Source organism: Neptunomonas sp. (assembly GCF_016744175.1).
GTDB lineage: Bacteria > Pseudomonadota > Gammaproteobacteria > Pseudomonadales > Balneatricaceae > Neptunomonas.
Genome location: NZ_JADGEV010000001.1, coordinates 11,658 through 30,597, shown reverse-complemented (window position 1 = coordinate 30,597; position 18,940 = coordinate 11,658). Strand labels below are relative to the sequence as shown.

At 43.7% G+C, this 18,940-nt stretch carries 15 protein-coding genes and 4 tRNA genes; 5 read left to right on the top strand and 14 right to left on the bottom strand.

Going from position 1 to position 18,940, the window contains the following annotated elements:
• Positions 1 to 41: 41 nt before the first annotated feature.
• From QZZ55_RS00145 to QZZ55_RS00080, 14 genes are all read right to left on the bottom strand, one after another.
• Complete coding sequence (locus QZZ55_RS00145; protein ID WP_293264036.1) at positions 42 to 281, bottom strand: OadG family protein; 240 nt, start codon at positions 279 to 281, stop codon at positions 42 to 44.
• Between the two features lie 261 nt (positions 282 to 542).
• Positions 543 to 2,000 carry a tRNA uracil 4-sulfurtransferase ThiI gene (gene thiI / locus QZZ55_RS00140; RefSeq protein ID WP_293264034.1) on the bottom strand — a complete coding sequence of 486 codons (1,458 nt, stop codon included), beginning with the start codon at positions 1,998 to 2,000 and terminating at the stop codon, positions 543 to 545.
• 57 nt (positions 2,001 to 2,057) lie between these two features.
• Positions 2,058 to 2,134: transfer RNA gene (locus tag QZZ55_RS00135), tRNA-Arg, on the bottom strand.
• A gap of 48 nt (positions 2,135 to 2,182) precedes the next feature.
• A tRNA-Arg gene (locus tag QZZ55_RS00130) sits at positions 2,183 to 2,259 on the bottom strand.
• 70 nt (positions 2,260 to 2,329) lie between these two features.
• Positions 2,330 to 2,406 (bottom strand) — tRNA-Arg (locus QZZ55_RS00125).
• Positions 2,407 to 2,409: 3 nt separating this feature from the next.
• Positions 2,410 to 2,499, bottom strand: a tRNA-Ser gene (locus tag QZZ55_RS00120).
• Between the two features lie 62 nt (positions 2,500 to 2,561).
• Positions 2,562 to 2,762 carry a carbon storage regulator CsrA gene (gene csrA, locus QZZ55_RS00115; protein ID WP_090724876.1) on the bottom strand — a complete coding sequence of 67 codons (201 nt, stop codon included), beginning with the start codon at positions 2,760 to 2,762 and terminating at the stop codon, positions 2,562 to 2,564.
• 121 nt (positions 2,763 to 2,883) lie between these two features.
• Complete coding sequence (locus QZZ55_RS00110; RefSeq protein ID WP_293264029.1) at positions 2,884 to 4,119, bottom strand: aspartate kinase; 1,236 nt, start codon at positions 4,117 to 4,119, stop codon at positions 2,884 to 2,886.
• A gap of 42 nt (positions 4,120 to 4,161) precedes the next feature.
• On the bottom strand, positions 4,162 to 6,753 hold the full coding sequence (gene alaS, locus QZZ55_RS00105) for an alanine--tRNA ligase (protein WP_293264386.1): 2,592 nt from the start codon (positions 6,751 to 6,753) through the stop codon (positions 4,162 to 4,164).
• Positions 6,754 to 6,923: 170 nt separating this feature from the next.
• Positions 6,924 to 7,382, bottom strand: a complete 459-nt coding sequence (locus tag QZZ55_RS00100) for a regulatory protein RecX (RefSeq protein WP_293264027.1) — start codon at positions 7,380 to 7,382, stop codon at positions 6,924 to 6,926.
• 87 nt (positions 7,383 to 7,469) lie between these two features.
• Positions 7,470 to 8,507: a recombinase RecA gene (gene recA, locus QZZ55_RS00095; RefSeq protein ID WP_293264025.1), complete on the bottom strand. Its 1,038-nt coding sequence runs from the start codon at positions 8,505 to 8,507 to the stop codon at positions 7,470 to 7,472.
• Between the two features lie 94 nt (positions 8,508 to 8,601).
• Positions 8,602 to 9,072 (bottom strand): CinA family protein, encoded by a 471-nt coding sequence (locus tag QZZ55_RS00090; RefSeq protein WP_293264023.1) that lies wholly within the window; start codon positions 9,070 to 9,072, stop codon positions 8,602 to 8,604.
• Between the two features lie 322 nt (positions 9,073 to 9,394).
• Positions 9,395 to 10,747 carry an aminotransferase gene (locus tag QZZ55_RS00085; protein ID WP_293264021.1) on the bottom strand — a complete coding sequence of 451 codons (1,353 nt, stop codon included), beginning with the start codon at positions 10,745 to 10,747 and terminating at the stop codon, positions 9,395 to 9,397.
• A 90-nt stretch (positions 10,748 to 10,837) separates the two neighbouring features.
• Positions 10,838 to 12,301, bottom strand: a complete 1,464-nt coding sequence (locus tag QZZ55_RS00080) for an NAD-dependent succinate-semialdehyde dehydrogenase (RefSeq protein ID WP_293264384.1) — start codon at positions 12,299 to 12,301, stop codon at positions 10,838 to 10,840.
• A gap of 158 nt (positions 12,302 to 12,459) precedes the next feature.
• Between QZZ55_RS00080 and QZZ55_RS00075 the strand changes: the two genes are divergently transcribed.
• From QZZ55_RS00075 to QZZ55_RS00055, 5 genes are all read left to right on the top strand, one after another.
• Entirely contained in the window at positions 12,460 to 13,410 is a 951-nt protein-coding gene (locus tag QZZ55_RS00075) for a LysR family transcriptional regulator (RefSeq protein ID WP_293264019.1), read from the top strand.
• 176 nt (positions 13,411 to 13,586) lie between these two features.
• Positions 13,587 to 14,738, top strand: coding sequence for a methyl-accepting chemotaxis protein (locus tag QZZ55_RS00070; protein ID WP_293264017.1), 1,152 nt, complete (start codon positions 13,587 to 13,589; stop codon positions 14,736 to 14,738).
• 324 nt (positions 14,739 to 15,062) lie between these two features.
• A complete protein-coding gene (locus QZZ55_RS00065; RefSeq protein ID WP_293264015.1) occupies positions 15,063 to 16,346 on the top strand; it encodes an FAD-binding oxidoreductase in 1,284 nt (427 codons plus the stop codon).
• A gap of 80 nt (positions 16,347 to 16,426) precedes the next feature.
• Complete coding sequence (locus tag QZZ55_RS00060; RefSeq protein WP_293264013.1) at positions 16,427 to 17,935, top strand: Na+/H+ antiporter NhaC family protein; 1,509 nt, start codon at positions 16,427 to 16,429, stop codon at positions 17,933 to 17,935.
• A 156-nt stretch (positions 17,936 to 18,091) separates the two neighbouring features.
• Positions 18,092 to 18,940 (top strand): DMT family transporter (locus tag QZZ55_RS00055; protein ID WP_293264011.1); only part of this gene is annotated, 849 nt, incomplete at its 3' end.

Sequence of the window (18,940 nt, the reverse complement as noted above, 5' to 3'; positions counted from 1 at the left end):
ATAATAGTGCACGAATAATTTATTGTGTTATTTATCGCTTCTTATGAGCGATATTTATGTACCGCAGCTGTAATCACAGCTACAAGCTCATCACTTCCACCCTGCGCAACCGCAGGCAAAGCTGATCTTGTTGGGGCTGCTTTAGGTTGCGGTGCTGGCTCGAATTTAACGACCAGCTTTGACATCATAGTTGTTACACCAACTAACAACGTCAGGAACGTAAAAACGAAGCCCATACCAAAGACCATCAGTGTAAGGCCTTCTGATAACAGATTATCCATCTGTGGCTGCTCCTAAATTTAATAATAAGAAAAGTATGTATAAACCCCTAGTACCAACATGTATCTTCATGAAAATGAAGATACTGAGAAATAAAAGAAATTTATAACAGAGGCAATTAAACCTCAAAAGGCCAGTTGTAGCAACTTTACCTAACGGCTTTAACTTAACTTTCGTCGATAGTCTTACAGATTGTCGACAATATTATTACTCTATATAATCAACAAGATAGCAATTATTTCGCAAAGAAAAGCTGCTTTTAATTAGACTAACGGACGAAATATTTTTACGTGTTCAAAGCCTTTCTCTTGCAAATTTTGTGCATGCAAACGACTCATAACACCTTTGTCGCAATACAACAGATACTCTTTATCTTCAGCCCACGTGACAGCTACCGCTTCCAACTCATAGAACGGAACTAAAATAATTTCACACCCCGGCATATTTAACGGTTTACGCTCTTGCTCATTTGGCGCACGCACGTCAACAATTACTTGATTTTCCGAGACTTTACTCATCGCCTCTATTTCACTTTGCACATCAAGGTTTTCTATAATTTGGTCAATGGCTATTACCTGACAATCCACAACAGCTTTGTTCAATACATCCATATCCAAACATGCTTCTTCTTCTAGCACTCTTGTCATTTTCGCTTGAGTTGTTGGCCTATCAGAAATAACACCACAATACTCTGGAATCATTTTCACAATATCAAAACAACCTAACGCTTTTGTTTTGTCTACAATCTCTTGCTTATCCATGGTAATTAACGGACGAATAACTAACTTATTTGTGGCCTGATCTATGACGGTTAAGTTAGGAATTGTCTGACTGGAAACCTGCGCAATACTTTCGCCAGTAACAATCGCATCAATTTTCATAAAGTCGGCTACTTGCTCAGCCGCTCTCATCATCTGACGTTTCAATACAACACCCATATGAGAGTGGTGTACATTTTGTAATATTTCACCAACCACTTCATCAAAAGGTACAGAAATAAACTTTACGCGCGCTGATGAGCCATAGCGCTGCCACAGGTGAAGAGCCACTTGCTGAACACCTATTTCGTGCGCTTTACCACCAAGATTAAAGAACAAAAAATGTGTTTTAGATCCACGACGCATCGTCATGTAAGACGCTACTACAGAATCAAAACCACCCGATATCAAAGAAAGAACCGCATCTTGGGAGCCTAACGGGTATCCACCTAAGCCCTGAAGCTGCTTCTCGACGATATACAAGCGCTCATCCCGAACCTCCATATCAACATAAACATCTGGCTTGTGCACATCAACACCGGCCGAGTCAGAGTGCTGCAACAAACCTCCGCCGACATATCTCTCTAAATCAACGGAGGTAAACTCATGCTTACCACTGCGCTTAACACGCACTTTAAATGTTTTGCCTCTAATACGATCTACGTAAAGAGGTAGAGTCTTTTCAAATACATCTTGAAAATCACCTAAAGGAAACTCGGTCACCTGAATAAAGAACTGAACACCGGGAGTGCGCTGCATAGCCTCACAAACAGCGTCATAAGAAGCGATTGATTCCTCAGGTAGAACTACTTCTATTTTATCCCAGAAACCACTGACAGTTATTTCATCAACGATGCGCTTTAACTGTATCTGTAGATTATTTTGTAGCCGCTGAATAAAGCGCTTACGAACTGGACGGCTTTTAATAGTAATTTCTGGAAATAGTTTGACGATGAATTTCATATCAAAGAGCTTTCTTAAATTAGGGATTAAACTGAATGGTAAAACAAGGAGAGGAAGTGGTGCGCCCGAGAGGATTCGAACCTCTGACCGCCTGGTTCGTAGCCAAGTACTCTATCCAGCTGAGCTACGGGCGCTTACACTTTTTAAGACATACTGTATTACTAATTATATTACTAGTTAAGTGGTGCGCCCGGCACGATTCGAACGTGCGACCGCCTGGTTCGTAGCCAAGTACTCTATCCAGCTGAGCTACGGGCGCGCTTAACACTTACTAGGTATAACTTTAATCTTTCATACTATCGATTGTTAAATCGATTCACACTGTTGACTGGTGCGCCCGGCACGATTCGAACGTGCGACCGCCTGGTTCGTAGCCAAGTACTCTATCCAGCTGAGCTACGGGCGCAAATGGCGGTGAGAGAGGGATTCGAACCCTCGATAGAGTTTCCCCTATACGCCCTTAGCAGGGGCGCGCCTTCAGCCACTCGGCCATCTCACCTGGTCAACGCGGCGTACTATACAAGACTGATTTTAAAAAGAAAAGCATTTATTCTAAAAAAATTAATCTTGTGTTTCAGTACTGTCTTTTTCACCGTCTTTTTCACGCTGTATACGATCGTAAATCTCTTCACGATGTACAGCTACGTCCTTAGGCGCATTAACACCTATACGTACCTGATTACCCTTTACACCTAGTACAGTAACGGTGACTTCGTCCCCTACCATCAAGGTTTCACCTACACGGCGAGTTAAAATTAACATTTCGGATCTCCCAATCGTCCCTTAGTACTACTAACCATATCAGGTCGTTATTCTTACCTGAAGATAAAATTAGATATGGCTACTCGTTGAGCCTACACTATAGACCAAATATTAACCGTCGTCATTCACTGACAGTATCAGCTTTATCTAATTCAAACGCCGAGTGCAGCCCACGTACAGCCAACTCTAAGTATTTCTCAGCAATAACAACAGAGACTTTGATTTCTGATGTAGAAATCATCTGAATATTGATATTTTCACTTGCTAGAGAATCAAACATTTTAGTTGCTACACCCGCATGAGAGCGCATACCAACACCGACAATAGACACCTTAGCTATCTTATTGTTCCCTACCACTTCCCTTGCAGAGAGATCACTAGCCACTTGTCGAAGTATCTCTTCAGCTTTGCCGTAATCATTACGATGCACAGTAAAAGTAAAGTCGGTGGTCTGATCTGCAGCAACATTCTGAACAATCATATCGACTTCAATATTAGCACGGCTAATTGGCCCTAATATCTTCGAAGCTACGCCCGGAATATCAGGCACTCCCAACACAGTCAACTTTGCTTCATCACGATTGAATGCAATTCCTGAAATAACTGGTTTTTCCACTGTATCATCTTCCTCTATAGTAATCAGAGTGCCCGGCCCATCCTCAAAACTAGACAGCACACGCAAAGGCACTTTGTACTTACCCGCAAATTCGACTGAACGAATTTGTAATATTTTAGATCCAAGACTTGCCATTTCTAGCATTTCTTCAAAGGTTATTTTTTCAAGGCGTTGAGCGCCCTCAACAACCCTAGGGTCTGTTGTATAAACACCATCTACATCTGTATAGATCTGGCACTCATCAGCCTTTAACGCTGCAGCGAGGGCTACACCCGTTGTATCAGAACCACCACGCCCCAGTGTTGTTATATTGCCTTGAGCGTCAGCTCCCTGAAAACCAGCAACAACTACAACACATCCGGCCGCTATATCTGCCTGAATTCGTTCGACGTCTATATCCTGAATACGCGCCTTGGTGTGTGAGCTATCCGTAAGGATACGCACCTGACTACCCGTATAAGAACGCGCAGGTATGCCACGCTTTTCTAGTGCCATACAAAGTAGCGCGATCGTTACCTGCTCTCCTGTCGACAAGAGTACATCCATCTCTCGCAGGCTAGGTGTTTCTTGAATACTTCCAGCCAAACCTACCAGCCGATTTGTTTCGCCGCTCATTGCTGACACAGCTACTACTAAATCATGCCCCTGTTCACGAAAACGCTGCAGTTTATCTGCAACCGCTTCGATTCGTTCAACCGAACCAACCGAAGTCCCACCATATTTCTGTACAAATAGAGCCATTGCCTATCAGTCTCCATCAGCTATTTAAGTCGTTTGCCCATACTATCGATCGGCGATCAAGGTTTTGACGCTATCAAGTACCGCTGGTAGTGCAGCACAATCCACACCACCGCCCTGCGCAAAGTCTGGACGACCGCCACCTTTTCCGCCTAATTTAGCTGTCAGCTCACGAACCAAGTCTCCCGCTTTAACTCGGCTTGTGAGATCTTTAGTTACACCGGCAGCCAAACTTATCTTCCCTTCACTCTCTGTAGCCAGCACAACCACTGCTGACCCTAACTTATTTTTCAGTTGGTCAATGGTATCGCGTAACGCTTTGGGGTCAGCACCCTCAAGGTTCTCAACCAACAACTTAATACCATTCACTTCTACGGCATTAGAGACCAGATCTCCACTTTTCGCCGAAGCAAGCATCATTTTCAAACGATCTAATTCTTTTTCCAGTTGTCGATTACGATCGGACAAACCCTGAACTTTCTCAACAACCGTGTCGCGTGAGCCTTTAACCAGCGCGGATATTTCGTTCAAGTGATGAGTATTAGCCGCTACATACTCGAGTGCAGCCTGGCCTGTCACTGCCTCAATACGGCGTACTCCCGCAGCAATTCCGCCTTCGGATACAATATTCAAGAAACCAAGATCACCCGTACGTTTTGCATGAGTACCACCACATAACTCAACAGAGAAGCCCTCACCGAGGTTTAGTACACGCACTTGGTCATCATACTTTTCACCAAACAACGCCTGCGCACCCGTTTGCCTGGCATCTTCTATCGCCATAACATCCGTTTTAACATCGCTATTAGCTCGTATTTGGCTATTAACCATAGCCTCTACCTGCGTTACTTCGTCTGCTGTAAGCGCCTCAAAATGAGCAAAATCAAAACGCAACCTCTCAGGATTCACCAGCGAACCTTTTTGTTGTACATGCTCACCTAGCACTCGACGTAATGCCTCATGCAATAGATGCGTGGCCGAATGGTTGTTAGCAGTAGCCAAACGAGCAGATTCATCAACATGCGCAAAAACCTTGTCACCTACCGACAAAACACCTTCTGCTAACTCGCCCATATGCAAATGACTCTTAGCTTCTTTAGTGCAATCAGTAACTGTAAACAGCCCTTGATCCCAACTTAATTGCCCCTGATCTCCTGCTTGTCCACCAGACTCGGCATAGAAAGGTGTATGTTCCAACACAACAATGCCTGACTGCCCTGCTGTTAGCTGCTTAACCGCTTCACCTTCTACAAAGATAGCAACAACATCAGAGCTGCCTTCTAAATGCTCATAACCAACAAACTCGGTTTCACCACTAAGCTCAAGTTTGTCGTTATAATCAACAGAAAAACCGCCTGAAGCACGTGCACGCTGGCGTTGCTGCTCCATGGCCAATTCAAAGCCTTCCATATCTAGCGTCAACTCATGTTCACGAGCAACGTCAGCGGTTAAATCTGCTGGAAAACCGTACGTATCATATAACTTAAAGACAGTTTCACCAGATAGAATTGATCCTTCAAGACCACTAATAGCTTCCGTCAATAAACGCATGCCATTATCTAACGTTTTAGCAAACTGCTGCTCTTCCTTAAGAAGAACACGTTCAATCTGAGACTGCATTTTAATCAATTCAGGGTAAGCCTCACCCATCTCATTGGCTAAAGAAGCGACCAGTAAATTGAAGAAAGGTCCTTTCATACCTAGCTTGTTACCGTGGCGAATCGCACGACGAATAATACGGCGCAATACATAACCACGCCCTTCATTTGAAGGCGTAATACCATCAGTAATCAAAAATGAACACGAGCGAATATGATCGGCAATAACACGTAATGACTTGCTATCTAGATCATCGGTTTTTACTGCTTTTGCTGCTGCTTTTAACAGGTTTTGAAACAGATCAATTTCATAATTGCTATGCACACCCTGCATTACAGCAGCAATACGTTCCAATCCCATACCGGTATCAACAGATGGACGCGGCAAAGGCGTCATCTCACCATCAGCAGTTCGATTGTACTGCATGAACACCACATTCCAAATCTCGATGTAGCGGTCACCGTCTTCGTCTGGGCTTCCTGGAGGGCCACCAAAAATATCTTCTCCATGGTCAAAGAAAATCTCAGTACAAGGACCACACGGGCCGGTATCACCCATCGCCCAAAAATTATCTTCATCTAGCTTCGAAAAACGCTCTGGATCCACACCAATTTCTTCTTTCCAAATACGTTCAGCTTCTTCATCTGAGTGATGCACTGTGATCCACAGTTTTTCTTTAGGCAGCCCCATCACTTCTGTAAGAAATACCCAAGCAAAACGAATAGCCTCAGGTTTGAAATAATCACCGAAACTAAAATTACCAAGCATTTCAAAAAAAGTATGGTGACGAGCTGTGTAGCCAACATTTTCAAGGTCGTTGTGCTTACCACCTGCTCGCACACAACGCTGAGATGTTGTAGCGCGGCTATAAGCACGCTTATCATCACCAAGGAATACGTCTTTAAACTGCACCATACCGGCATTGGTAAACAGCAACGTTGGGTCATTCGCAGGAATCAGCGAGCTTGACGCCACTATTTCATGTCCCTGTTTGTTGTAATAATCCAGGAAAGCCTGGCGAATTTCGGCACTTGTCATGTATTTCATATGGATGAATCGTTCCGCTGCTGGTTACACACCTAAAAAAAGCCTTTTAACGAGCTATTTAATGTAAATCACACGTAAAATGGCGAACAAGTATATATCGCAGCCGGAATTTGTTCGAATCTTTTTGTCAATAGATGATGAGATATAAAGCAGTAATTAGTCTATTCCATTTCGTTATTAGCCAATTCAAGCGCATATTTGGCTTGTTCATAGGAGAAACCACGACTTAGTAAAAAGCGTACGCGTTTCTCATATAACTTCCTGTCCTGCTTATCCGTTTTCTCCTTAAACTTTCTCTGACTTAACAAAGTAGCCAATTCAAACCAATCTGGCTGTTGTTCTTGGATGCATTCTTTTAATAGGCTTTCATTTATGCCTTTACGCTTCCCCTCTTGTAGTATCCGTAACAAGCCATAACCTTGACCTGTTTTACTTCTTACCAACATCTCTGCAAAACGCTGATCACTTTGATAACCATTTTCCTGACACTTATCTAAAACACGAGTCAGTAATTCCTCATCATATTTATTTCGGTATTTTTGCTCAATTTCTGCACGGCTGTATTCTCGTCGTGCTAATAAAGAAATAACTGCACACCTAATTTCGGCTTCTGCTTCCATATTTGCTTCGCCTTTATAATTTTTAGACAATAAAAAAGGCCGTAAAAACGGCCTTTAATTATGATAACTGCTTTATCCTAAACAATGTTATAGATCCAACTGCTCAGCATCAGCTTTTTCTGCTTTCTCAGGAATCTGTGAAGTCAGCAGCTTGTCACGCAAAGCACTCTCTATTGCTTGCGCCGCTTCCGGGTGTTCAGTTAAATACTTAGCTGCATTGGCTTTCCCTTGGCCAATTTTATCTCCATTGTAAGCGTACCAAGCACCCGCCTTGTCAACAAAACCATTCTGTACGCCCAGATCAATAATCTCGCCCATACGGTAAATACCCTGACCATATAGAATCTGGAACTCCGTCTGTTTAAAGGGTGGAGATACCTTATTTTTAACAACTTTAACACGCGTTTCGTTACCGATAATCTCATCGCCCTGCTTAACAGCGCCGATACGACGAATATCTAAACGAACAGAAGCATAGAATTTTAATGCATTACCACCTGTTGTTGTCTCTGGAGAACCAAACATCACACCAATTTTCATACGAATCTGGTTAATGAAAATCAGTAGGCAATTTGAGCTTTTTACATGACCTGTCATTTTTCGCAGTGCTTGCGACATCAAACGCGCCTGCAAACCCATGTGCGAATCACCCATCTCGCCTTCTATCTCAGCTTTAGGTGTTAGCGCAGCGACCGAGTCAACAACAATAACATCGACGGCATTAGAGCGAACCAGCATGTCACAAATTTCTAGAGCCTGCTCCCCCGTATCCGGCTGAGACACTAGCAATTCGTCAACATCAACGCCGAGCTTTTCTGCGTAGTTAGGATCAAGTGCATGCTCAGCATCCACAAATGCACAAGTTTTACCCTGCTTTTGCGCTTCAGCAATAACTTGCAATGTAAGGGTCGTTTTACCAGAAGACTCAGGTCCATAGATTTCTACAACACGGCCATAAGGAAGACCACCTATGCCCAGCGCAACATCTAAACCTAATGAGCCAGTAGAAACGGAAGGGATAGCCTCACGTGGCTGATCTCCCATGCGCATAACAGCGCCTTTACCGAATTGACGTTCAATCTGTGATAAAGCGGCATCAAGCGCTTTTTTTCTGTTATCGTCCATATTCAACCCTTTACACTGCCTGACAATAATACTGTATGTATGGACAGTATTATTACGACATCCCTATTTAATTGCAAGCATCTTAATTTATTTCTTATAGTAAGCTAACAATACCTTCTAATGCCTTTTCAATACTTTGATTCCTTACCTGCTCCCGATCCCCTAAGAACAGATTGTCAGTAGCCACCGTGGCCCCACCACGTATGGCCCATGCAAGCCACACAGTACCAACAGGCTTATCTTTTGTTCCTCCTTCGGGTCCTGCTACCCCACTGACTGCAACCGAAATATCAGCACCACTATTATGCAAGGCACCTTCGGCCATCTGCCTGACTACCGCCTCGCTAACCGCACCATGCGCTTCAATCACATTAGAACTAACACCCAGCATTTGCTGCTTGGCTTCATTCGAGTATGTAACATATCCGCAACCAAACCACTCTGAACTTCCCGCTACTGCTGTAATTGCTTGTGCAATCCCACCGCCTGTACAAGACTCTGCCGTAGCTAATACAGCAGCACGAGACTTGAGAGCCACACCTGCCTTTTCTGCAAGATTTAACATTACACGCCCCAAATACACTCGAAAACTCAACTTCAAATCACAAAGCCGTACGTTTTACATTAGTAATAAATAGCTACTATGGCTTAGCAACTAATGCGCTCTAACTCACATAAAATAAAAGTAGCAATAATAGATAGCTGATGCAGCCATTAATTACACAATGACCTAGCTTTAAGATAATGGGTAACAAATTACGAAGAGACCGGAACGAGATGGTCGTTTAAAGATAGACAGGATTAATTTTCATTGAAAAAAAGGGAGAATATTATCCTCCCCAAAAAATGACCTTAATGGTCAGACCCGGAAACACAACTACCACTCACTAACTCGTTAATAGCCCTTCTTGCTTAACAAATTGGTAAGTGTCATCCAGTGCTTTACTGAATTTTTCAATCATTTCATCAATCTGCGCTTCGGTAACAATCAGTGGCGGACAAAACGCTAAGGACGAACCTGCAACTGCACGCGTTATCATGCCGTGGTTCTGGCAAGCTTGTTGTGCAAAAGCACCGACTGCCCCCCCATTAAATGCTTCACCTGTTTGCTTATTGGCTACCATCTCGACAGCAGCAATCATGCCTTTCCCGCGTACTTCTCCTACCAGAGGGTGCTCAAGAAACTCACCAAGACGTTTCTGCATATAGGCACCCAAAACAGCGGCACGAGCGAACAAATTATCGCGCTCATAAATTTCTAGCGTTTTTAGAGCAACAGCACAAGCAACAGGGTGCCCTGAATACGTATAACCATGGCCAAACACACCAACAGAAGAGGTTTGATCTACCATGGCATCGTACATATCACCACGTATTACCGATGCACTAATCGGCATATACGCAGAAGATAGCTGTTTAGCCAAAGTCATCATCGCTGGCTTTTCGATACCCATTGTTGTGCAACCAAAATCATTTCCGGTGCGCCCAAAACCTGTGATTACTTCATCAGCCCAAAAAAGAATGCCGTACTTATTTAAAATCGCCTGCACTTTTTCGTAATAACCCTCAGGCGGTACGATTACACCGCTGGCCCCTGTTATTGGCTCAGCAATAAACGCAGCAATACTGTCAGGCCCTTCTTTAAGAATAAGTGTCTCAAGGTTATTGGTAATACGCTCAACAAACTGAGATTCACTTTCCCCCGCCAGAGCACCACGAAAATAATGAGGAGCATCCGTTCGCAGTACACCCAAAGCGTCAAACGGCAAATCAAAATGGGTATGATTTGGTGGCAAGCCTGTTAATGATGCAGCGGCCACCGTTACGCCATGATATGAACGTTCACGCGAAATGATTTTGTACTTTTCTGGCTTACCGATGGCGTTAAAGTAATAACGCAACATTTTAATATGGGTATCGTTTGCATCACTTCCTGAGTTACCAAAAAAGACTTTGGCATTATCAACCGGAACCATTTCAGCGAGCTTAACGCCCAAATCCATTCCCACTTGATGTGTCTTACCACCAAACATATGTGAGAAAGATAACTTACTCATCTGCTCGCTTGCAGTATCCACTAGCTCACGATTGTTATAACCCAACGATGTACACCAAAGACCTGCCAGCGCCTCGAGGTATTGATTACCTTCGCTATCATAAACATAAGCACCTTCCCCTCGTTCAATAGTCAGGGTGCGGGTCGCTTTAAAATTTGTTGTTGGGTATATAATGCTGCTCATACTCTCTTCCTCGAGAACACTTAAGACACCTATATGCCTCTATATAGTTTAATTAGAGAACACATAGGCACCATTGATAACGTCTAAATATTAACGGTTAAGACCGCCCATACAGATATATTTGGTTTCTAGATAATCATCTAGACCATATTTTGAACCTTCACGCCCCTGACCTGACTCCTTCATTCCACCAAAAGGAATTACTTCAGAACTGATAGCTGTTTCATTAACACCCACCATCCCGTAATCCACACCTTCTGATACACGCCAAATACGCCCTAAATTCTCTGTATAGAGGTAAGCGGCTAGGCCAAATTCAGTATCATTTGCCATTGCGATGGCCTCTTCTTCGCTCGAGAACTTGAAGACAGGGGCAACAGGGCCAAAGATCTCCTCACGAAACACACGCATCTTGTTAGTAACATTGGTCAAGATAGTCGGCTCATAAAAACAACCACCTAATGCACCGGGCTTGCCGCCCAACACAACATTGGCACCTTCAGATACAGCACTTTGAACCTTAGCGTGAATTTCAGCAGCGGCTTTCTCAGTAATAACCGGACCATGAGTGGAGTCATTATCCATGCCATTACCAACACGAAAGCCTTTTACAGCTTCTGCAAACTTCTCAACAAATGCGTCATAAATACCGTCCTGTACAAGAATACGATTTGCACAGATACAGGTTTGGCCTGAGTTACGATATTTAGCGACGATTACGCCGGCAACTGCTGCGTCTAAATCAGCATCATCAAAAATAATGACCGGTGCATTACCGCCCAATTCCATAGAAGTACGTTTGACAGTATCGGCACACTGCTTCATCAACAGCTTGCCAACCGGCGTTGAACCCGTAAAAGTGACTTTTTTAACAACAGGATTCGACGTCATTTCGCCGCCAATGGCTTGCGCATTCATGCCAGGCAAGACGCTAAATAAGCCCGCAGGCAATCCAGCGCGATTAGCCAATTCAACCAACGCCAATGCAGAAAGTGGCGTCTCAGCAGCAGGTTTAAGTACCATGGCACAACCAACAGCCAGTGCCGGTGCCACTTTGCGTGCGATCATGGCATTAGGGAAGTTCCATGGCGTAATAGCAGCAACAACGCCTACCGGCTGTTTAACAACAACACCACGACGATCTGAAGAACTTGGGATGATATCGCCATAAACGCGCTTACCTTCTTCGGCAAACCATTTAATAAATGAAGCGCCATAAGCTACCTCACCGCGAGATTCAAACAAAGGTTTCCCTTGCTCTGCCGTCATTAAAATAGCCAAGTCTTCTTGGTTGTCGATAATCAGGTAAAACCAACGCTCCAATAACTCTGAACGTGTTCTAGCTGGCAAGGCTTTCCAGCTAATCATAGCTTCTTGTGCAGACAAGATTGCACGACGTGTTTCAACTGCACCAACACTAGAAACATCTGCCAAATGCTCACCGGTTGCCGGATTAGTGACTGCAAACGTTTCACCGTTATCACCATCAACCCATTGGCCATTTATATACGCTTGTGTTTTTAACAGGCTGGAATCTTTCAACTGCATTGTCATGCTTATCTCTCCGACAATCCGATAGCTGGAAATTGCGCTATCACTTAATGTTGCATATTTATAGACCATCATTTCTTTGGCTTATATAATTACTTAGCCAAACTTACATTTAAATATGCAAATGCAAGGCATTCTTAACAGCAAGCCAGGAGGTATTTATGGGACGTAAAAAGGCCGCTATTTCAGGCCAACTTGCAGATATCGACCTACGCTTGCTAAGGGTCTTTAGAGCTGTGGTTGATGCTGGAGGTTTTACCGCCGCAGAAATCAGCTTGAATTTAGCAAACTCGACAATATCAAATTACATATCTGATCTTGAAAAACGCTTAGATATGCACCTTTGCGAACGTGGTCGTGGAGGCTTTAAGCTCACAGAGCAAGGACAGGTTGTCTATGACGCTACGCTCGATCTTGTAGGGGCACTTGAGCAATTCAAGCAACGGATCAACCACTCCCACAACCGAATTTTTGGTCAACTTCATGTAGGGTTCGCTGAGCATATGCTCGGTGCACATAACTCTTGTATCGTTGCTGCAGTGGACAGCTTTTCGCAGCAAGCCCCTGACGTACACGTCCAAATAAGTACGATGAGTTCAGATGAAGTAACGACCGCAGTAATGGATAAACAAGTTGATATCGGTATAACAGTACTACCGCATCAATACCCAGAATTAGAAACACTCGCACTATTCGATGAGGAAATGCGCCTATATTGTGCAATTGGGCACCCTCTTTTTGAAAAGCCAACTGATGCCATTACTCGCGAAGAACTTTTGCACTATGCCTTCGTTGAATCACCCCGACTCATGCCAGGCAGGGAAATACACCAAGATATGATGCTTTGGAATAAACAAGCAAAAGCCCACCATCAAGAAGCAAGGGCAACCCTTATTTTAAGTGGACATTATCTAGGAATGTTGCCACGCCACTTAGTTAAAAACTGGGGGCTAGAAGAGAAGATGCGTCCACTGTTTACAGATACCTACAGCTATATTAATACGTTTACCGCTATCCAGCGCAAAAAGAGCACTAACAAACAAATCACTACTATTTTTACTCATTGCTTATCGCAAGCAATTAATAATACTTCTCTAGCAGGCCCCTCCTAAGCAAGCGTCTAAATCATAGGCATAAAAAATCAATAGCAATGCATACAACATCTATAGCCATCACCAGCAGTGCTAGCTATTAATATTGCTAATCCAGTGTACCTATACTAGCTTGTTAGAATAAAAATTGGATTATTGGTTCCAATTTATGATCTACCAAGAAGGACTACTTGATCATGAATTCTCTTTTCTTGAGAATGCGCTCTATTCACTGGGTTGGCATTATACTCCTTGTGGCCAACGCGCTATTTTTGACAGACAACTTTATATCAATCATTGTTCAGCTTGTAGTTGCAGCAGTGGTTCTCATACATGACTTAGACGAAAAACGCTGGGGAGTTGATCCACTCAAGCAAGTACGTAGTTATCTTCAATATTTATCTAGTAAAGATCTATCAAAAGAGTGCACCGTTGATTCTCGCTTTAATTCAGAGCTTAAACAGGTACTTGATACAGTCGATGAATTTCGAACGTCAATTCGCACATCACTTCAAGATATAAAAAACAGCTCCGACAAAAGCACAAAAAACACAGCAGAGATCTCATCGATGGCTGATGATATTCACCGCCGAACTATCGAATCAGACGACCTTATATTGCAGTGTAATAAAGAGCTATCTGAGTTAGAGCAGCTTGTCGCAGCGGTATCTGACAGAGCTTACCAAACCCAAGAAAAAATCATTAATGTTAATGAAAACCTAATAAACAGCCAGGAAAACTTTTCAGCATTGGAGCTTCAACTCAATAATTACTCATCTAACAATACAAACATGGCTCAGGGGCTAGAGCGCCTAAATAACGGTGCTGACAAAGTCAAAGGTGTACTCACCGTTATTACCAGCATCGCAGAACAAACCAACTTACTCGCTCTTAATGCTGCCATTGAAGCCGCTAGAGCTGGCGATCAAGGCCGGGGGTTTGCTGTGGTCGCTGACGAAGTTAGAGTGCTTGCAATTAAAACCCAACAAAGCTTAGAAGAGATTCATCAGATTATCTTAGAAATCACTCAGTCTAGCGCCGACATTACGAACCAGATAGATTCTCAAACATCACTATTAGAAGATGTCTTGAGTAGCATGGAGAAAACTACCTCAATTGTTAGCCAATCTGCTGATGAGGTGCTCACCGCATCAGAACTCATTGGCCAAACAACACAGAATGCTGAACAATCGCAATCAAAAAGTAATGAAATGGTAGGGATGATTGGCAGTATTAGAGACAACTCTGAAAATAATCGAAACACTATCCATCAAATTACTCAACGTATTCATGACCTAAAAACGATGGAAGAAGCTGTTGCGGGTAACATTGCAAAATTCACAGTGTAGCAACACTAAATATCCTGCTAAAATAATTGCATTAGCAGCCAGTTAATTGTCCCTACTACAAGGCCATTAAAACTGCTCTTGCTTTAACTACAACCCTATCGTCCACCCTGTATACACTGCAATAATTTATGTCCCTCTTTCACATAAAAATATACCCTACTGGGTATATCAACAATGGTCCCCTGCAAAGTATCTTTATTAGCCTCAGCTATATAAACCCTAAGTCGAAGAGTTATGACGGCGAACAAATAACATGATGGGTTTATCAAACATCCGAAGCCAAAATCGACCCGCTCTCTGCCGGTCGTAATATAGAGGTTTACTATGGCAGCACCATCACACACATCGTCTTACTATGCCGCCTCGGCTAACGACAAGAGCATACGCCCAGCACTAAACGAGCAGATCAACGCAGACATCTGTGTTATTGGCGCAGGTTACACAGGGCTTTCTACAGCGCTGCATCTTGCCGAAAGTGGCTTTAAGGTTATTGTGCTTGAAGGTAGCCGTATTGGTTTTGGTGCTTCGGGCCGTAACGGTGGGCAAATCGTCCACAGCTTTAGCCGTGATATTGATTTTATCGAGAAGCACTACGGCAAAGAGACGGGCACTGAAATGGGCAAAATGGCTTTTGAAGGTGGGAAAATAATTCGTAACTTCATCAGTAAATACAATATCCAATGCGACCTCAAAGAAGCCGGCATCTTCGCTGCGTGCAATGCTAAACAGCTGCAAGAAATGGAAAGTAAAAAGCAGCTTTGGGAAGCTCATGGGCATACTCAGTTAGAAATGCTCTCAGCTGACAGTATACAAAAGCATGTTGGTTCTACACGTTATGAAGGCGGCTTACTGGATAAAAGCGGCGGCCATTTTCATCCACTTAACCTTGTATTAGGTGAAGCTGCCGCGCTGGAATCTTTAGGCGGCGTCATTTATGAAGACTCAGAAGTCACCCGCGTTGAAGAAGGTAGTAAATCCAAAGTTCATACCAAAAACGGCTGTGTTACAGCTGACTTTGTCGTTGTTGCGGGTAACGCTTACCTTGGCGGGCTCATTCCAAAGCTTGAACAAAAAGCAATGCCCTGCGGTACGCAAGTCATCACCACTGCCCCTCTTAGCAAAGTTCAACAAAAAGAACTGCTACCCCAAGACAATTGCGTAGAAGACTGCAACTACCTATTGGATTACTTTCGTTTATCCGGTGATGGCCGTTTAATTTATGGCGGCGGTGTGACCTACGGCGCACGAGAGCCTAGTAAAATTGAGTCTCTTATCGTGCCTAATATGCTAAAAACATTCCCGCAGCTCAAAGGCGTTAAAGTTGATTACGCATGGACGGGTAACTTCTTATTAACACTCATGCGCTTGCCGCAGTTTGGCCGTATCGGCGCTAACATATACTACGCACAAGGCTATAGTGGCCACGGCATTACCTCTTCACACCTCGCAGGAAAAGTACTCTCTGATGCCATTCAGGGGCAAGCCGCTCGTTATGATATTTTTGCCAGCCTTCCTCAGTACCCTTTTCCAGGTGGGCGAACCTTCCGTATTCCTTACACTGCCATGGGCGCGTGGTACTACAACATGCGCGATAAACTAGGCGTTTAGTTTCTTATTAACACAGCGCCTAACAGCGCTGTGTCACAGCAAATGGCTCCAAAAAATATAATAATGACCAAGGTATTTCCATGAGTACAGATTTAGCTCAACCGAGCATTGAGAATAGCGCCTCAACACACCTACAAGAGACTACGAGTAGCCCTCAAAAGTGGTTACTATTTTTCGGCGGTATTATGGCCTTCTTTGTCTACCTATCAACACAACATGTTGAAGGGGAGTCTTACGGGTTTTATAGCCTACTGCCTGCTCTATTGATCCTGCTTGTCGCTGTGATTACTAAAAAACCTCTTGAATCTATCTTTGCAGGCATTATCGCTGGGTTGTTATTACTAGACCCCAGTAATGTTGTTAGCGGGCTAGGCGATTTATCCATCTCTGTTGTTATGAACGAGACCATTGCTTGGATTGTCTTAGTCTGCGGTATGATGGGCGGTTTAATCAACATGCTAGAGCGCGGTGGCAGTGTACTCAGCTTTGGTCAAATGTTAGCACGGCGCATCAAAACACGCCGTGGAACCATGCTCACAACCTGCACATTAGGGGTCATGGTATTTATCGATGATTATTTAAATTCATTAGCCGTTTCAGCATCGATGAAAAACCTCACCGATCACTATAAAATCTCACGTGAAAAACTCGCCTTTTTAGTAGACTCCACAGCAGCCCCAGTGTGCATCCTCGTTCCTGTATCAACGTGGGCTGTGTATTTTGCAGCCTTACTGGAAGAAAACGGCGCAGCAGCAGAAGGCAAAGGGATGTCGCTTTATATCAACTCTATCCCGTATATGGCTTATGGCTGGCTAGCACTACTGGTTGTATTTTTAGTTGCCGCGGGTATTTTGGGTGACTTTGGTGCCATGAAGCAGGCTGAAGAGCGCGCTAAAGCAGGCCAGACAATTCCCCCCGGCATTTTAGTAGATGGTTTTGATACATCTAAGATGAAAAAAACCACTCCTCTCATTGGGTTAATGAACTTCCTATTGCCAATGGCTATATTGGTCGCGGCAAGCATTTACTACGATATAGACCTGCTATTGGGTGCATTAGTCGCGTCGATGTTTACTATGGTGTTGTATTTCTGGCAGCGTCTATTGAGCTTTGCTCAACTGGTAGACTCTATGCTGGATGGCTTTAAAGTCATGCTACATCCAATTGCAGTAGTATGTGCAGGCTTCATGGTCAAAGAGATCAATGATCAACTTGCCATGACTCCCTATATCATCGACTCTCTAACACCCTACTTGTCTAAAGAGATGCTGCCAGCTTTGGTGTTTGCTTCTATGGCAGCCGTCGTATTTGCCACAGGTTCTAGCTGGGGCGTATTTGTGGTGTCTTTGCCGATTGTAATTCCTATGGCAATCTCATTTGATATGTCGATGCCATTAACTGTGGGCGCCCTTCTGTCTGCTTCGGCATTTGGTAGTCACGCCTGTTTTTTCAGTGACTCAACGGTACTGTCATCGCAAGGCTCTGGTTGCACGCCAATGCAACATGCACTCACACAGATTCCCTATGCAGTGATTGCAGCGGCTTTAGCATTTGCATCACTGTTAGTACTGGGTTTTGTTATGGCTTAAGGCCATCAAGCAGACTCAATTGTTGTGTAAATAGCTGCTGGCTCAATTTGCTAGTTTTTCTGATGATTTTATCAAATAAAAAATTAGTGACTGAGCCTAAATCTATTCCATCGATTAACACTCAAATGTTAATCCCATGACCAGAAGCCCAAAATAATGACCATTACTTCTCCTCGTATTGCCACTGTCATGCTACTGTTTGTCAGCTTAATCTGGGGAGTCGAATTTGTTCTGATTGACCTTGCAGTTGCCCGAATCCCAACGCATACCTTTAACGCTATCCGCTTTGCTTTAGCCGCTTTATCTTTACTGCCTCTGTTATGGTTTTCAACAAAAAACGAAGCAGCATTGGTCTATAACAAACTTATACCCGCAGGCCTGTTATTAGGTTTTTTACTGTTTATTGGATTTTATACACAAACAGAAGGCTTACGATTCACGTCAGTGTCTAATGCAGGTTTCATTACTGGGTTGAACGTCCCCTTAGTGCCGATATTAGGGTTACTCATATTCAGAAAATCCGTCAGCTCACCCGTGTGGATTGGCGTTTGCACTGCAACTACCGGTCTATATTTACTGACAATGGGTGATAACCTAGCGCTCAATTATGGCGATGTACTGGTACTCATATGCGCATTCGCATTTGCAGCACATATCGTACTCACTGGCCGTATGGTTGATAGCTTACCGATCATTCCTTTGAGTCTTATTCAGCTAACAGCTGTTGCAATTTATAGTGCTTTTGCCGCATTAATTGACCCTAATCCAGCATTTTACTTTCCTGAAGCAACAGCGATAACTTGGCAAGATCAACTACTTAGCCCAATAGTTTTACTTGCAGTTTTAATCGCGGGCGTTTTTGGAACGGCTTATGCGTTCTGGGCACAATCGGCAAGCCAAAAGCTGCTTGAGCCGCATAAAGTAGCGCTTATTTTTGCAGCAGAGCCCGTGTTTGCCCACATATCAGCATGGTTGTTTTTAGATGAAACCCTTGGTGAAAAAGGT

Excerpts from the sequence above, each read along its gene's own strand:
- QZZ55_RS00145 (WP_293264036.1), bottom strand. The coding sequence starts at position 281 with ATGGATAATCTGTTATCAGAAGGCCTTACACTGATGGTCTTTGGTATG.
- thiI (WP_293264034.1), bottom strand. The coding sequence starts at position 2,000 with ATGAAATTCATCGTCAAACTATTTCCAGAAATTACTATTAAAAGCCGT.
- csrA (WP_090724876.1), bottom strand. The coding sequence starts at position 2,762 with ATGTTAATTTTAACTCGCCGTGTAGGTGAAACCTTGATGGTAGGGGAC.
- QZZ55_RS00110 (WP_293264029.1), bottom strand. The coding sequence starts at position 4,119 with ATGGCTCTATTTGTACAGAAATATGGTGGGACTTCGGTTGGTTCGGTT.
- alaS (WP_293264386.1), bottom strand. The coding sequence starts at position 6,753 with ATGACAAGTGCCGAAATTCGCCAGGCTTTCCTGGATTATTACAACAAA.
- QZZ55_RS00100 (WP_293264027.1), bottom strand. The coding sequence starts at position 7,382 with ATGGAAGCAGAAGCCGAAATTAGGTGTGCAGTTATTTCTTTATTAGCA.
- recA (WP_293264025.1), bottom strand. The coding sequence starts at position 8,507 with ATGGACGATAACAGAAAAAAAGCGCTTGATGCCGCTTTATCACAGATT.
- QZZ55_RS00090 (WP_293264023.1), bottom strand. The coding sequence starts at position 9,072 with ATGTTAAATCTTGCAGAAAAGGCAGGTGTGGCTCTCAAGTCTCGTGCT.
- QZZ55_RS00085 (WP_293264021.1), bottom strand. The coding sequence starts at position 10,747 with ATGAGCAGCATTATATACCCAACAACAAATTTTAAAGCGACCCGCACC.
- QZZ55_RS00080 (WP_293264384.1), bottom strand. The coding sequence starts at position 12,301 with ATGACAATGCAGTTGAAAGATTCCAGCCTGTTAAAAACACAAGCGTAT.
- QZZ55_RS00075 (WP_293264019.1), top strand. The coding sequence starts at position 12,460 with ATGGGACGTAAAAAGGCCGCTATTTCAGGCCAACTTGCAGATATCGAC.
- QZZ55_RS00070 (WP_293264017.1), top strand. The coding sequence starts at position 13,587 with ATGAATTCTCTTTTCTTGAGAATGCGCTCTATTCACTGGGTTGGCATT.
- QZZ55_RS00065 (WP_293264015.1), top strand. The coding sequence starts at position 15,063 with ATGGCAGCACCATCACACACATCGTCTTACTATGCCGCCTCGGCTAAC.
- QZZ55_RS00060 (WP_293264013.1), top strand. The coding sequence starts at position 16,427 with ATGAGTACAGATTTAGCTCAACCGAGCATTGAGAATAGCGCCTCAACA.